11 protein-coding genes are annotated in these 14,744 nt (G+C 73.5%); 1 reads left to right on the top strand and 10 read right to left on the bottom strand.

Features of this window, described 5'->3' with window-relative positions; genetic code table 11:
* Window positions 1-102 precede the first annotated feature (102 nt).
* The 10 genes from iolC to E1300_RS39125 all read right to left on the bottom strand — a co-directional run bounded on the left by iolC (window position 103) and on the right by E1300_RS39125 (window position 13,174).
* Window positions 103-1,164: a 5-dehydro-2-deoxygluconokinase gene (iolC, locus tag E1300_RS39170; RefSeq protein ID WP_131762186.1), complete on the bottom strand. Its 1,062-nt coding sequence runs from the start codon at window positions 1,162-1,164 to the stop codon at window positions 103-105.
* Between the two features lie 112 nt (window positions 1,165-1,276).
* Window positions 1,277-2,296, bottom strand: coding sequence for a Gfo/Idh/MocA family protein (locus tag E1300_RS39165; protein WP_131762185.1), 1,020 nt, complete (start codon window positions 2,294-2,296; stop codon window positions 1,277-1,279).
* A gap of 230 nt (window positions 2,297-2,526) precedes the next feature.
* Window positions 2,527-5,247: a sugar-binding protein gene (locus E1300_RS39160; protein ID WP_131762184.1), complete on the bottom strand. Its 2,721-nt coding sequence runs from the start codon at window positions 5,245-5,247 to the stop codon at window positions 2,527-2,529.
* Between the two features lie 62 nt (window positions 5,248-5,309).
* On the bottom strand, window positions 5,310-6,104 hold the full coding sequence (locus tag E1300_RS39155; RefSeq protein WP_131762183.1) for a carbohydrate ABC transporter permease: 795 nt from the start codon (window positions 6,102-6,104) through the stop codon (window positions 5,310-5,312).
* Entirely contained in the window at window positions 6,101-7,018 is a 918-nt protein-coding gene (locus E1300_RS39150; protein WP_242619675.1) for a carbohydrate ABC transporter permease, read from the bottom strand. The genes E1300_RS39155 and E1300_RS39150 overlap by 4 nt, the downstream gene beginning before the upstream one ends.
* Window positions 7,019-7,028: 10 nt before the next feature.
* A complete protein-coding gene (locus E1300_RS39145) occupies window positions 7,029-8,384 on the bottom strand; it encodes an extracellular solute-binding protein (protein ID WP_131762182.1) in 1,356 nt (451 codons plus the stop codon).
* Between the two features lie 92 nt (window positions 8,385-8,476).
* Window positions 8,477-9,706, bottom strand: coding sequence for a carbohydrate kinase family protein (locus E1300_RS39140; RefSeq protein ID WP_131762181.1), 1,230 nt, complete (start codon window positions 9,704-9,706; stop codon window positions 8,477-8,479).
* Between the two features lie 144 nt (window positions 9,707-9,850).
* A complete protein-coding gene (locus E1300_RS39135) occupies window positions 9,851-11,023 on the bottom strand; it encodes a glycoside hydrolase family 76 protein (RefSeq protein ID WP_131762180.1) in 1,173 nt (390 codons plus the stop codon).
* A 22-nt stretch (window positions 11,024-11,045) separates the two neighbouring features.
* A complete protein-coding gene (locus E1300_RS39130; RefSeq protein WP_131762179.1) occupies window positions 11,046-12,416 on the bottom strand; it encodes a 6-phospho-beta-glucosidase in 1,371 nt (456 codons plus the stop codon).
* The gene (locus E1300_RS39125; RefSeq protein WP_207400208.1) at window positions 12,413-13,174 is read right to left on the bottom strand and encodes a DeoR/GlpR family DNA-binding transcription regulator; all 762 of its coding nucleotides are present in this window, start codon (window positions 13,172-13,174) and stop codon (window positions 12,413-12,415) included. Before E1300_RS39125 ends, E1300_RS39130 begins: the two co-directional genes overlap by 4 nt.
* A 303-nt stretch (window positions 13,175-13,477) precedes the next feature.
* Between E1300_RS39125 and E1300_RS39120 the strand changes: the two genes are divergently transcribed.
* The gene (locus E1300_RS39120) at window positions 13,478-14,608 is read left to right on the top strand and encodes an acyl-CoA dehydrogenase family protein (protein ID WP_131762178.1); all 1,131 of its coding nucleotides are present in this window, start codon (window positions 13,478-13,480) and stop codon (window positions 14,606-14,608) included.
* The last annotated feature ends 136 nt before the right edge of the window (window positions 14,609-14,744 follow it).

The raw sequence follows: 14,744 nt of genomic DNA, 5'->3' as shown, positions 1-14,744 counted from the left end.
CGTCCCGGCGGACGCGCCGGGCGGCGGCCTCCGCGACGGCGGCGGGCCGGGCCGCCCTGGTCTCGATCAGCTCGGCGTAGCGCGCCGCGAACGTGCCCGTGGTCACGCGGTGGCCCCTTCCTCCGTGCCGGTGCGGTCGGTGCTGGTCTGGTCCGTTCTGGTCTGGTCCGTGCCGGTCTGGTCCGTGCCGGTCTGGTCCGTGGTGGCGCTGCCCGTGGTGGGGCTGCCTGGGCCGTCCGCCGCGAGGAGGCGCTCGACCTCGGCGGCGTCCGGCATCGCGTCCGCGCAGGCGAGCCGGGACGCGACGATCGCCCCGGCGGCGCCCGCGAAGCGGACGGTCCGCTCCAGGTCCCAGCCGCTCAGCAGCCCGTGGCAGACGGCGCCGCCGAACGCGTCCCCGGCGCCGAGCCCGTTGACGACCCGGACGGGCGTGGGCGGGACCTCGACGATCCCGTCGGCGGACGCGGCGAGCGTCCCGCGCGGCCCCTGCTTGACGATGGCGACGGACACGCCCAGGTCGAGCAGGGCGCGGGCCGCCGCGCGCGGCTCCCGCTCGCCGACGGCGACCCCGCACTCCTCCAGGTTGCCGATCGCGACGGTCGCGTGGCCGAGGGCGCGGCGGATCCGGGGCCTGGCCTCGTCCGGCGACTGCCAGAACATGGGCCGCCAGTCCAGGTCGAGGACGGTCGTGCCCGGATGGGCGGCGAGCGCGGCGAGGGTCGAGCCGAGGCTCGGCTCCTGCGACAGGCCGGTGACCGTGGCCCAGAAGATCCGGGCGGACCGGATCGCGTCCAGGTCGAGCTCGTGCTCGTGGATCTCCAGGTCGGGGGCCTTCGGGTAGCGGTAGAAGTAGAGCGGGAAGTCGTCGGGCGGGAAGATCTCGCAGAACGCCAGCGGCGTCGGCAGCCCGGGGACCTCGGTGACGAACCGGGCGTCCACCCCGTACCCGGCGATCGCGCGCCGGACGAACCGGCCGAACGGGTCGGCGCCCGTCCGGGTGATCACGGCCGTGCGGTGCCCGTGGCGGGCGGCCGCGACCGCGACGTTGGTGGGGCTGCCGCCGAGGTACTTGCCGAACGACTCGACGTCCTCCAGCGGCACGCCCGCCTGGAGCGGGTAGACGTCCACGCTCACCCGCCCCATGGTGATCAGGTCGTGGCTCATGCGGCTCCCCTGCCGCCGCGGGGCCCGGCGCCCGGGCCGGGTTCCGCGGTCGGGACGGTGTCGTACCAGCCACCGTAACCCGCCTCGTCCCCGGCGCGGACGGTCCCGGCGCTCATCGGCGGACCTCCTCGATCGCGACGGCGCGCCGCTCGCGGCGGGAGACCTCGCACGCCTCGGCGACGTAGAACGCCTCCAGGCTCTCCTCGGGCGGGCACGGGCTGGGCGCGCGGCCCGCGGCCACCTCGACGAAGGCGCGCAGCTCGGCGGCGTAGGCGTCGGCGAACCGTTCGAGGAAGCCGGTGTGCGGCGGCCCGGCGGGGCGGAACGCTCCACCGGGCGGGTGGAGCGCGCCGTCCGCCGGGTGGAGCGGGGTGCGGTCGTCCAGCCCGGCGACGACGCCGTCCCGGGAGCCGAGGACCTCCAGCCGGACGTCGTAGCCGGCCGCGTTGTAGCGGGCGTTGGACACGACGGCGAGCGTGCCGTCGTCGAGGGTGAGCACCGCCGAGCCGGTGTCGATGTCGCCGGACTCGGCGAAGACGGCCGCGCCCCGGTTCGCCCCGGTCGCGGTCACCTCGACGACCTCCCGCCCGGTGACGAACCGGATCCCGTCGAAGTCGTGGACGGAGCAGTCGCGGAACAGGCCGCCGGAGGTGGGGATGTACTCGTCCGGCGGCGGGACGGGGTCGAGCGTGCACGACCGGACGGTGTGCACCCAGCCGAGCCGCCCGGAGCGCACGGCGTCCCGCGCGGCGAGGTGGCCGGGGTCGAAGCGCCGCTGGAAGCCCACCTGGACGGGGACGCCGGAGCGGGCGACCGCGGCGACCGTTTGGATCGTTCCATCAAGGTCGGACGCGAGGGGCTTCTCCACGAACACCGGGAGCCCGGCCTCCACCGCCCGGACGACGAGGGCGGCGTGGGCGGCGGTCGGCGTGGCGATCACCAGCGCGTCCAGGTCCGCCGCGAACAGGGCGTCGACGCTCCCGGCCGCGCGCACGCCGAGCGCGCGGGCCACCTCCCGCGCGCGGGCGGGATCGGCGTCGGCGAGGACGACCTCCGCGACCTCCGGCAGGCCGCGCAGCGTCGCCGCGTGCCCGGCCCCGATCCGGCCCACTCCCGCCAGCCCGACCCTCATGGTTCCTCCCGGTGGGGCCGCCGTCCTTGCGGCCGAGTCTTATGGAACGCTCCACAACCTGTCAACGGCTTGTCCTGACATTAGGGGTTAAGGACCTGGCCGGGCCGCCACGCTCTTCTCCCCGCCCGGCGGGCCGGGAGCGGCTACGCGTCCCCGCGCGTGCTCCCAAGCGGGCAGGCGGGCAGCGGGCGGGCCGCCGCCATGCATGGGGGCGGCGGCCCGCCCGCGCGTCATCCGGTCAGCCGGACGGCGCTGCTCGCCGTGCCCCCCTTCTTCGCCTCGAACGCGACGGCGAGGTAGCCGCTCGCGCCCGGCACGGTGACGGTCCGCACGCCCGCGCGCCCGATGTCGACCTTCACGGTGCCGAGCACCTTGCCGTCCCACACGTGGACGTGCGCGGTGCCGGGCCCCGTCGCCAGCAGCTTGACGGTCGTCGAACCGCCCGCGGTCTTCGGCCTGCCGACGATGCGCGCCGTGTCGGAGAGCGGCGCGGCGGCGCCCGCGGCCAGCGGGACGCCGGTGCGCACCGCCTGGAGGATCGACTCCGGCGAGTTCACCGAGGCCGCCGCGTCGGTCGGCATGACCGGCGCCGGAGGCGTGGTCGGTATCCCGGACGGCGGGGTGTGGCCGGGCAGGGAGAGCAGGCCCCAGCGGTACGGGTCGCCCTGCACGCCGCCCCAGGTCGACCAGCCGATGCGGGTCTGACCGGTCTTGTCCTGGGTGTCGGAGTCGTAGACGAAGATGTTCAGGCCCATCCGCGCCGGGTCCACGGCGGTCGGCAGGTCCTTGAACGGGATCTTCGTCTCGACGGTGTACCCGGTGTAGGGCTGGGCGACGGTGGCGGCGACCTCCATGCCGGGCGCCGTCTCGGGCCCGCCCTGGTGGGCGTCCGCGTCCCGCTCGAAGCACGGCTTCCCGTCCGACATCCGCGGGAAGATGCCGGTCTTGAACGTGGTGGACGTGTTCTCGGAGTCGCCGCGCGGGTCGATGGCGATCTCGACGGAGTCGGTGCGCCAGTGCCGCTTGCAGTCGTCGGCGCCGAGGATCGTGCCCTGGGCGTCGTCGCGGACCTTGACCAGCACGTAGAGCGCGTCGTCGGTCCAGGTCACCTTGCCGGTGGCCGAGCAGTCGGCGGCGCCGTCGCAGGCCGTCCCCTCCCAGAGGCGGGAGAGGTCGAGCTCGGGCCCGGTGTACTCGCCGGATGACTCCTTGCCGTCCACGGCCGGGGCCGCGGACGCCTTGGGCAGCTGGGCGACCGGCACGAGCTCAAGGCCGCCCTTCTCGACGTCGGTGCCGCCCGCGGAGGTGGTGGTGACGGTCATGTCGTAGTCGCCGCCCGTCCCGCCCTGGTTGGACGTCGGGAGCGAGGCGTCGGTGTTGGTGACGGTGAACGTCGCCGAGCCCTTCGCCCCGGCCGCGAGCGTGTACGGCTTGGACGCCGCGTCCGCCGCGAACCCCTTCGGCAGGTCCAGCTTCACCGTCCCGGACTGCGCGGACGCCGTCGTGTTGGCGAGGTCCACCCGCACCTTGCGCGACTGGCCGGAGCCGAGGGTGAGGACGCGCTTCATCCGGCCGGTGAGCGCGGGGACGCCCACCTTCGCGGCCCAGGCGTCGAAGTCGGCGACGCGCGGCAGCGGCTCCTGCACGCCGGTGACCGGGGGCTGCACCTCCACGGTCGAGACCGTCTGGCCGGACGCCTTGCCCGCGGTGAGGGTGGCCGAGAGCTGGACCCGGCCGGGCGACGCGCCCGCCGGGGGCTGGACCTTGAACGTCGCGGTCCGCTCCTTCGTCCCGAGCCTGCCGAGGTCACCGGAGCCTGTCACGGTCCAACCGGCCGGCACCTTCAGCGCCGCCCTCGCCTGCTGGAGCGTCTTCGGTGAGCTCGCGTGGGCGGTGACCGTGAAGGACCGTCCCGGGGTCACGCCGAACGCGTCGCTCGTCAGGAAGAACCGGCTGCCGAGCGGCAGCCCTCCCTTCGGGGGCGTGAACGCGCCCTCCAGCATCGCGGACGCGTCGGTGTTGCCGAGCGTGAACGGGACCCGGCTGTCCACCTGCGTGAAGTAGTCGCAGCCGATCTTGGACGGGTCGGCCGGCACGTCGGGGAAGCCGCCCCAGCCCTGGCTGACGTAGACGCGCTGCGCCTCCCGCTCGACCTGCGCCCACGTCTTGCCGCCGTTGCGGGCGGACGCCCGGCCGCCCCACACGCCGTACGTGAGGGTCGCCGGACTGGTCGTCGTGACGTTCGCCGCGCACGCGGCCCCGGTCGGCCCGGACCCGCCGCCGGTGTCGAACAGCCGTCCCGGCGCCCAGGTGCTCAGCTTCTCCTTGGTGAGCTGCTCCGGGAAGGCCGACGGGTCGGCGGCGGCGTAGTACGCCTCGGTCGCGAGCCGCGCCGCCTGCTGGTGGTTGCCGTGCTGGCCGGGCAGCGGCGCGGGCTCCATGGTGACGATCACCTTGGGCCGCGTCTCGCGGACGAGCCGGACGACCTTCTCCAGGGTGGCGTCGTGGCCCCAGGTCGCGTCGGTCAGCGGTGCGCTTACCGTGTAGAAGAAGTCGACCTTGTCGAGATAGTGGATGTCGGTGACGCCCGCCTTGCCGACGGCGCGCCGCTCCTCGTTCTCGCGGAGCAGGCCGAGGGGCGGCCCCTCCTCGGTCCCGGCGGCGTTCCCGCCGCCCTCGCCGCGCGTGACCGTGAGGACGCCGGTCCGCGCCTTGTCGAACTCGTTCCACTGGCCGAGCGTGGACAGCGTGCCGGCCTCGTCGTCGGGGTGCGCCCCGACGAACAGCACGTCCAGGCCCCCCTTCCCGGCGGAACCGCCGGCGGAGCCGCCGGACGTGCCGCCGGACGCGCCGGGGCCGGGTGGTGCCGCCTGCGCGGGCGGCGCGGTCAGCGCGATGGACGAGGCCGCGAGCGCGGCCGACAGGACGGCGGGTAGGGCGAGTCTTCGCATGAACTCTCCTGTTCGGTTGTCCCTGCCGCCCGGGGGCGCGGCGGAGCCGGCCCCCGGGCTCCCTACTCCTTGATGGCCCCCGAGAGCATCCCTGCGATGAACTGGCGTTGCAGGAAGACATAGACGATCACGATGGGCGCGGCGATGATCAGCGCGCCCGCCATGAGCAGCGAGTAGTCGGTCTTGTGCGCGCCCTGGAAGAACGACAGGCCGAGCGGCGCGGTGCGCAGCCCCTCGTCCGAGCTGATGATCACCAGCGGGAGCAGGAACTCGTTCCAGGTCCACATGGTGGTCAGCACGATCATGGTGAGGATCGCCGGGCGGCCGACCGGCACGAGGACGCGCCACAGCGTCGTCCAGCTCGACGCGCCGTCGATCCGCGCCGCCTCCAGCAGCGACGGCGGGACGCTGCGGAAGTAGGCGCGCATCCAGAACGTCCCGAACGCCACCGACATCGCGACCTGCGGCATGATCAGGCCGGCGTAGGTGTTGTCGAGCCCCACCGACCGCAGGTCGAAGTAGAGCGGCACGACGACGGTCTCGGTCGGGATCGTGAGCCCGGCGAGGAACAGCAGGAACAGCGCCTGCGCGCCGCGGAACCGCATCGTGCCGAGCGCGTAGCCCGCCATGATCGACAGGACGGTGGCGAGCACGACGGTCACCCCGGTGACGATGACGCTGTTGCGCAGGTACGTCCCGAAGTGCCCCTCGCGCCAGGCCGTCCCGAACGTGGAGAAGTCGACCTGGCCGGGCAGCTTCAGCGCCTGCGCCACCACGCCGATCATCGGGAACACCGCGATCACCGCGAAGACCCCGAGGATCGCGTGGTTGAGGACCCGCTCGCTCCGCGCGCTCACGCGTCCCGCCCTTCCACGAGCCGCCCGATGCCCGCCGTGGCGGCGAACGCCAGCACGGCCAGCGTCACGCCGATGGCGCAGCCGAGGCCGACCTCGCCGGTGTTGAACGTGCGGTTGTAGACCTCGTACGCCGGGGCCTTCGTCGCGTCGCCGGGACCGCCGCCGGTCGCCATGTAGATGAGGTCGAAGTTGCGGATCGCCATGATCGTGGTGAGCGTCAGCGCGACCGCCAGCTCGCGGCGCAGCCCCGGCAGCGTCACCGCCAGAAACTCCCGGACGGGCCCGGCGCCGTCGATCCGCGCCGCCTCGTACAGCTCCCGCGGGATCTTCTGCGCCCCGGCGAGGAACAGCACGAGCGCGAGCCCGATCCCGACCCACGTCCCGACGAGGCCGACGGCGGGCAGCGCGAACGTGAAGTCGCCGAGCCAGCCGCGCCGCCAGTCGGGCAGGCCGAGCGCGTGCAGCCAGCCGAGGACGGTGTTGACCGGGCCGTCCGCCGAGTACACCCACTGCCACGCCACGGCCACCGCGACCATCGCGACGACCTGCGGCAGGAACAGCACGGTGCGGAAGAACGTCAGGCCGCGGATCCGCGTCCGGGAGATCGCGCCGACCAGCACGAACGCGATGCAGCACGGCAGCACCGCGTAGAACGCGACGAGCACCAGCAGGTGGCCGAACGCGCCGCGCAGCACCGGGTCCGACCACGTGGCCGTGTAGTTGGAGAGGCCCGCCCACGTCGCCGTGCCGAGGCCGTCCCAGTGGTACAGGGAGAACTGCGCGCCGCGCACCAGCGGCCACAGCAGGAACGCGCCGTACACCAGCAGGGCGGGCAGGACGTACAGCCAGCCGATCCGGCGCGGCTCCCCGGGCGGCCGGCCCCCCTCCAGGGCCGGCGTCTTGCTCCCGCTCACGTCGTCCGGCTCACTTCTTCTTCTGGAAGGCGGAGTAGTCGTCCTGGGCCTTCTTCATCGCCTGCTGCGGCGTCGTCTTCCCCGCGACGAGCTCCTGGAGCGGCCCGCCGAACGCGTCGGTGAAGGTCGGCGTGGCGTAGTCCAGGTACGGCGTGGTGCCGTCGTTCTTGGACAGCTCCGTCCAGGCCGACGCCACCTCCTTCAGCAGCGGCGCGTCCGGCTGCTTGGACGCGGGCAGCACCGGCAGGCTCCCGGCCTCGACCGCGACGTCCATCGCCTGGGGCGAGGTGATGAAGTTGATGTAGGCCGCCGCGACGTCGGCGTGCTTGGACTTGGACGTGATCGACCACGGCAGGCTCTCCCCGCCCATGGTCGCCGTCGGCGCCCCGGCCTGCGCGGGCGGCGGCAGCATGAAGCCGACCTTGTCCTTCATGCGGTCGTTCAGGTCGGGCGCCCACCAGGTGCCGCCGAACATGAACACGCCCTGGCCCTTCGCGAAGTTGGCGGGGGTGTCGTCCCACTTGATCGAGTTGGCGTCCTTGGTGAAGTAGCCCGCCTTCGCCCAGTCGGCGAGCTTCTGCGCCGCCTGGACGTTCGGCGCGTCCGTCCAGGACCCGCCGCTGCCGAACACCAGCTTGCGGACGGCCTCCTTGCCGGTCTGCCCGTCCTGGAGGACGCCGTAGAGCTGCATCGCGGGCAGCTTCTCGACGTTGCCGAACGCGATCGGCACCTCGCCCTTGCCCTTGGCGGTCGCGAGCGCCTGGTCGAACTCCGCCCAGGTCTTCGGCGGCTGGATGCCGAGCTTCGCCAGCTTCTCCTTGTTGTAGTACAGGCCGACGATCTCACCGTTCAGCGAGACGCCGTACAGCTTGCCGGAGCCGATCAGCTTCCCGTCGTCGGTGACGCTGTTGAGGTCCGTCAGCCCCTTGGGGAAGCGCTTCTTCCACCCGTACACCTGGTCGTAGGAGTCCAGTGGCAGCAGCATGCCCGCCTTGACGTACTGCGCCATGGACGCGTAGCCCTGGTTGGCCTCGACCACGTCCGGCGGGTTGCCGCCCGACAGCGCGAGCCGCAGCGTCTTCTGGAGGTCGGTGAACGACCGCGACACCCGGTTGATCTTGACGTTGGGGTACTTCGCCTGGAACTGGGCGTTCAGCTTCTCGATCTGCTCCTTCAGCCCGCCCTGGACCTCCTGGTCCCAGACGGTGAGCGTCACGTTCCCGGCCTTGGCGACGTCGGTGCTGACGGCCGCGGGCGCCTTGCTCTCCGGCTTGTCGTCCGACGAGCCGGGGGCGCAGGCGGCGGCGAGCGCGGTCACGAGGGCCGCGGCCGCCGCGACCGCACCTCGACTCCTGAGTGTCGGCATCTGCGGCTCCTTTCTGCGTGCGGGGAGGTACTGCGTGGGGTGGGTACTGCGTGGGGGGAGTGTTGCGTGCGGGGATCGTAGACGGTCCGGGTCTAGGTCGAGTGCTGGAGATCGTCCCGCAGCGTGGGCTCGGCGCGGACGACGGTGTCGTCCGCCGAGTCGGGGATGTAGTCGACGACGAACGCGTACTGCTCCAGCACCGGCTCGGGCACCTCGCCGGACTCGCCGAACGCGGCGATCTCGCCCCAGCAGGGCGCGCCGAGCGAGCCGCTCCGGTGCCGGACGGACAGGCCCGCGCACAGGTTGGCGAACTTCAGCCGCTCGGCGAGCGGGAGCCCGGCGAGCGTGCCGAACAGGAAGCCCGCGCCGAACACGTCGCCGGCGCCGGTGGCGTCGAGCGCCTCGACCGGCAGGGCGTCGGTCTCGGCGACCTCGCCGGTGCGGGAGTCGATGGCGACGGCGCCCGCGCCGCCGCGCTTGACCACCACGACCGGGACCCGCTCGGACAGCGCGCGCGCCGCGTCCTCCGGCGAGCCCGTCCGCGTGTAGGCCATGGCCTCCACGGCGTTGGGCAGGAACACGTCCACGTGCTCCAGCCGGTCGAGGACCTCGCTCGACCACGTCTCGGTGGGGTCCCAGCCGAGGTCGGCGAACACCAGCGTCCCGGCGCTCCGCATCTCCCGCGCCCAGACGGGCACGGGGCGCTCGATGTCGATGAAGCAGGCCCGCGCGGACGGCGGCCGCGAGCCGAGCACGTCCTCGGTGGTCGCGTCGCCGTCCGCGCCGTCCGCGCCTCCCGCGCCGAGGTCCGGGAGGGGCTTGGTGTAGGTGACCATGCTCCGGTCGGAGTCGTAGGCCAGCGACACCGTGACGGGCGTCGGCCAGGACGGCACCCGCCGGGACCGGGCGAGGTCGACGCCCTCCTGCTCGGAGAGCGTCCGCCACAGGTAGGAGCCGAAGAGGTCGTCGCCGAACGGGGCGGCGAGGCCGACCCGCAGGCCGAGGCGGCTCATCGCCACCGCGATGTTCGCGATGCCGCCGGGCGCCGAGCCGAGCCCGTCGGTGAACAGCTCCGTGCCGGGCGGCGGCAGGCCAGGCAGGCCGGTGAAGATCATGTCCATGAAGACCTGGCCGCTGAGGAAGACGTCCAGCTCGGGCGCCGCCCCGGCGCCGCCCGCCTCGTGCTCGCGCCGGAGCCGTTCGCCGACCAGCCCGCGCTCGGCGCAGGGGTCGGCCAGCGACGGCTCGGGCGGCCGCCCGGGGGCGGCGGCCCGCGCCTCCGCGCTCTCGGCGGCTTCGGCCTCCAGAGTTTCTGCTGTCATGGCGCCTCCTCGTCGAGGGCCGTCACGAATGACGTGAACGATACTTTGACTGGATGTCAGGACAAATTCTGCAAGGATCGGCGGCCGGTCGGATGTGGCACTGGGATGTCGGGCTCTGGTCGTTCTGGGTCTGGGTCTCGGGGGCTAGAGGACGGCGGTGAGCAGGGACACGGCCGACTCCTGGCGGGCGATGTCCGCCCGGTCGAACGGCCCGGCCCAGCTCAGCCCGTACTGGTCGTGGCCGTCGCGTGCCCGGGTGTAGAGGGACGCGGCCTGCGCCCGTAGGTAGCCCCGGTACGGACGGCCGGGCAGCACCCGGTCGAACGCGGCCAGGTTGCGGGCGAAGATGCCCTTGAACGCGGCCTGGTCGGCGTTGCAGGTGCCGGCCGGCTCGCACGGTTCGGTCAGGATGCCGCCCGGCGACAGCACCGGGCTCGTGGTCACGGCGTCGGCGATGCGGCGGCCGGCGGCGAGGAGGGTCCGGTCGCCGGTCGCCCGGTACAGCTCGGCCAGGCCGCCGAGGACGACGCCCTGGTTGTAGGTCCAGGTCGTCCCGCCGTTGTTGGCGCAGCCGCCGCTCTGCGTGGTCAGGCCGTCGTTGACCAGGTTCTGCCCGTTGACCATGCCGCTGCCCGCGAACCACCGCCACGCCTGCTTGGCGCGGGCGAGGTAGACGCGGTCGCCGGGGACGCGGTTGTGCAGCGACGCCAGCAGCGAGAAGTACAGCTCCACGCTGATGGCGTTCTTGTACGTCTTGCCGGGGATGTCCCACCAGACTCCCCCGCCGCACGTCCCGTCCCAGTACTCGCGGATGTACGCCTCGTCGGTCTTGGCGATGTCGAGGTACCGGCGGTCGCGCGTGACGTCGTACATGCGGACCATGGCGAGCGCCCACCAGCCGGTGTCGTCGGTCGAGTCGGCGCGGAACTCGCCGCCGCCCTCCGGCCACCACGGCAGCGGCTGCCGCTGCTTCTCGATCGTGTTCCGCACCGCGCCCATGTACCGGGCCGAGCGGGTCTTCGCCATGTAGTCGAGCAGGGCTTGCAGCGCGTTCCCCGACTGCCACCAGGGGGACTCGGGCTGCCAGCGCCCCGACTCGGGGTCGTAGAGGCGCATCATCGCGTCCACGGCGGCCGTAGCCCTGGCGCGCGCCGCCGCCGTCCCGCCGATCGCGGACGAGCCAGACGAGCCGGCCGCGCCGGACGGGCCGGAAGGGCCTGCGGCCCGGGCGGGCGGCGCGCCGAGCAGCAGCGCCAGCGCCAGGCCGGCGGCGAGCGAGCGGCCGAGGACGCGGGTCCCGCGCAGCCTTCGGGTCATGTCGTGCGCTCCTGTCGGGGGGTCATGACCGGCCGCCGTTCGCGAAGACGGCCGCCACCTCGGGGATGCGGTCGATGTAGCCGTCGAGCAGGCGCCGGCCGACGGCGGCGGAGTCGACGAGGGGGTGCAGCCCGAACGCCTTGGCGGCGTCGGTCCGCGACCCGGTGAGGGCCGCGGAGATCGTCAGCCGCTCGACCGCCTTGACCTGCTGCATCAGCCCGGTCTGGTGCAGGTCGGGCTGGTCGAGCACGAGGGGGTGGACGCCGTTGGCGTCGACGGTGACGGGCACCTCCACGACCGCGTCCGGCGGCAGCGCCGCGACGGTCGAGCCGTTCCGCACGTTCAGGATCATGGTGGCGCGCTCGTTGCGGCTGATCGCGCCCATCACGCTCAGCGCGACCCCGGCGTACCCCTCGTCCACGGGGTCGATCGCGGTGTGCTCGTCCAGGGCCTGGCCGGTCTCGGCGCCCTTCATCTCCGCCATGTAGCTGGCGCTGCGGGACCGGACCGTCTCCCGCCACAGCTCAAGCGCCGCGCCACCGGACGCCTGGGCGATCCGCTCGTAGAACGCGCTCTGCTGCTTGAGGAGGAACTCCCCGCGGGTCTGCGGCGCGTCCAGGGTGGCGCGGACCGCCTCCCGGTTGAAGTAGTAGTAGTACAGGTACTCGTTGGGGATCACGCCGAGGTCGCGCAGCCACTCGCGGCCGAAGACGACGCCCTCCTCCAGCGAGCCGAGCAGGTCGTCGTCGGCGAGCAGGGCGGGCAGGACGTCCACGCCGTCGTGCAGGATGCGGCGCATCCAGCCGAGGTGGTTGAGCCCGACGTAGTCGAGGCGGACGCGGGCCGGGTCGAGGCCGAGCGCCGCGGCGACCCGCGTGCCGAGCCCGGACGGGGTGTCGCAGATGCCGAGCACCCGGTCGCCGAGCACGCCCTGCATCGCCTCGGTGATCATCCCGGCCGGGTTGGTGAAGTTGATGACGTAGGCGTCCGGGGCGAGGGCCTTGACGCGGTGCGCGATGTCGAGCATCACGGGGATGGTGCGCAGCCCGTACGCCAACCCGCCGGGGCCGGTCGTCTCCTGGCCGAGGACGTCCAGGTCGAGGGCGACCCGCTCGTCGCACACCCGTCCCGCGAGCCCGCCGACGCGGACGGCGGCGAACACGAAGTCGGCGCCCTCCAGCGCCCGGTCCGGGTCGACGGTGGTCGAGACCTTCGGGGCGTCCGGGACGCCGTCCGCGAGGGTCGCGAGCACGGCGGCCATGGCGTCCAGGCGGCCCTCGTCGGAGTCGTGGAGCCACACCTGCTCGATCCGCCGGGAGCCGCGGTCGCGCAGCAGCGCCTGGTACACGTACGGCACCCGGAAACCGCCGCCGCCGAGGATGGCCAGCTTCATGCGATGAGCACCTTCCCGCCCGCCCGCCGGCAGAGCTCGAGAGTCTGGGGATCGGCACCGGCCGTGGTGACCAGCGTGTCGATCTGCGCGAGCGAGCACACGCGCAGCGACCCGGTGCCGGGGAACTTGGCCTCGGACGCGACGAGCGCCACCGTGTCGGCGGACTCCAGCATCGCCTGCTTGATCGGCGTCTCGACCTCCATGTCGTCCACGACATGGCCGTTCGGCCGGACGCCGGTGCAGCTGAGGAACAGCAGGTCGGCGCTCACCTGGCGGAGCGCCGTCTCGGTCAGCGACCCGACGAGCGAGAGGTAGTTGCGCCGCACCACGCCGCCGAGCAGGCACAGCCGGACGGCCTCGTCGTCGCGCAGCTCGTCGAGCACGGCCAGGTTGGCGGTGATGACGGTGACGGGACGGCCCCGCAGCCGCCGCGCGATGAGCCGGGTGCTGGTGCCGATGTCGAGCACGACGACCATGTCGTCCTCGACGAGCGCGGCGGCGCGCTCGGCGACCGCCTCCTTCTCGGCGCTGTCGTGCTCGGCCGACGCCGCGAACGAGATCTCCGGCGCCGCCGCCCGCGGCGACAGCGCCGCTCCCCCGTAGGTGCGGACGAGCTCGCCGTTGCGGTCGAGGAGGTCGAGGTCGCGCCGGATCGTCGACTCGCTCACCTGGAGGGTGGCGGCGAGCTCCCGGACGGACGCCGCCCCCTTCGTGCGCAGCGACGACACGATCTGCGCACGCCTCATGCTCGATGTCACGCAGGGGAACGTAGCACCCGTGCACGACTTCAGTCATTAGTGCGGACGAATTCGCTCGAAGTCCGTCAAGTGTCCATCTGACGTGCGCTTAGTCGGTCAACCCGGTCGCGAAGTCAGTCAGGGCGGTCAAGTTCTGGAGCGTTCCATTACGCCGCTCCGGCCCGCTCGGGCACGCGCCGGCGCCCCCCTGGGGCGCGCGCCCCGACCGTCCTGTCAGATCACGCGGTCAACCAGGCCCGGCGGACCGGGGGTTGCGCGGGACGGTTACTCTACCAAACACTTGTTAGAACAAAAGGAGCGCCGATGGATCTGGAGATCGGGCCGGCGGACGAGGAGTTCCGCGCCGAGGTGCGGGCGTGGCTGCGCGCGCACGTCCCCGCCGAGCCGCTGCCGTCGCTGGAGACCGCGGAGGGCTTCGCCGCGCACCGGGAGTGGGAGCGGACCCTCGGCGCGGCCCGGCTGTCGGCGGTCGCGTGGGACGTCGAGCACGGCGGCCGGGGCGCCTCGCTGCTGCGCTGGCTGATCTTCGAGGAGGAGTACTACGCGGCGGGCGCGCCCGGGCGGGTGAGCCAGAACGGCGTCAACCTGCTGGCGCCGACCCTGCTGAAACACGGCACGCCCGAGCAGCTCCGGCGGATCCTGCCGCCGATGGCCGCCGGGGAGGTGATCTGGGCGCAGGCCTGGTCGGAACCGGGCGCGGGCAGCGACCTCGCCGCGCTGCGCGCGACCGCCACGCGCACCGACGGCGGCTGGCTCCTGGACGGGCAGAAGACCTGGAGCTCCCGCGCCGCCTTCGCCGACCGGGGCTTCGGGCTGTTCCGCTCCGAACCCGGATCCGAGCGGCACCGGGGCCTGACGTACCTGATGTTCCCCCTGGACGCCGAGGGCGTGACCGTCCGCCCCATCGGGCGGCTGGACGGCAAGCCCGCGTTCGCCGAGCTGTTCCTCGACCGCGTCTTCGTGCCCGACGCGGACGTCATCGGCGAGCCGGGCGACGGCTGGCGCGTCGCGATGAGCACCGCGGGCAACGAGCGCGGGCTCACGCTGCGCAGCCCCGGCCGGTTCACCGCCGCGGCCGGGCGGCTCGTGGAGCTGTGGCGCGAGCGCGCCGACCCGTCCGACACGGCCCTGCGCGACCGGGTCGCCGACGCCTGGATCAGGTCGCGGGCGTACCGGCTCAAGGGGTTCGAGACCATCTCCCGCACCGACGACATCGGCGCCGAGTCCAGCCTGAACAAGGTGTTCTGGTCCGAGCTGGACGTGGCGCTGCACGAGACGGCCCTGGACCTGCTCGGCGCGGACGGCGAGCTGGCGTCGGAGTGGCTGGAGGGCTACGTGTTCGCGCTCGCAGGCCCGATCTACGCGGGCACCAACGAGATCCAGCGCAACGTGATCGCCGAGCGGGTGCTCGGCCTGCCGAGGGGGTCGCGGTGAGGTTCGTCCTGTCCGCCGAGCAGCGGATGTTCGCCGGCACCCTGCGCGGGCTGCTGGCCGACGCGGGCACGGTCAAGGCCGCCCGCGCCTGGGCCGCCGGGGACGCCGCGCCCGGCCGCGCCCTGTGGTCGGCGGT

The sequence above is a fragment of the Actinomadura fibrosa genome, assembly GCF_900659615.1.
Classification (GTDB): domain Bacteria; phylum Actinomycetota; class Actinomycetes; order Streptosporangiales; family Streptosporangiaceae; genus Spirillospora; species Spirillospora fibrosa.
Note: the sequence above shows the minus strand (reverse complement) of the source record. Positions and strands in the feature narration are given on the sequence as shown.